This is a genomic window from Paraburkholderia sp. SIMBA_053, from assembly GCF_046534895.1.
Lineage (GTDB): Bacteria > Pseudomonadota > Gammaproteobacteria > Burkholderiales > Burkholderiaceae > Paraburkholderia > Paraburkholderia caledonica.
Genome location: NZ_JAWRXU010000778.1, coordinates 1 through 268 on the forward strand (window position 1 = coordinate 1; position 268 = coordinate 268).

The window sequence follows — 268 nt, forward strand, 5'->3', positions numbered from 1 at the left end:
GGGCAGGTCTAACCTGCAGCTCGTCTGTAATTTCCAATTGCTGTACATAGCTGCGCAAAACCGACTGAGCAGCGTTTGTGCTCATCGCTGCAGAAACAGTCAGCAACAGCGCTGATTGACGGCACCTTACGTTAACGGCAGTAAACTTACTGTTGGAACCGACAGATATTGTTTGCGCAGATGCTCGCTGCTGACTGTTCACAGCTACTGGTTTACTGGCGACAGTAACAGGCAATGCAGTAGCTACAGTTCGCTGTCTGGCGCTGAT

At 50.7% G+C, this 268-nt stretch carries 1 protein-coding gene; it reads right to left on the minus strand.

Annotation, left to right across the window (positions count from 1 at the left end; all coding sequences use genetic code 11):
* A partial coding sequence (locus SB753_RS37690; RefSeq protein ID WP_410805240.1) for a hypothetical protein occupies window positions 1-202 on the minus strand: 202 nt, incomplete at its 3' end.
* Window positions 203-268: the final 66 nt, after the last annotated feature.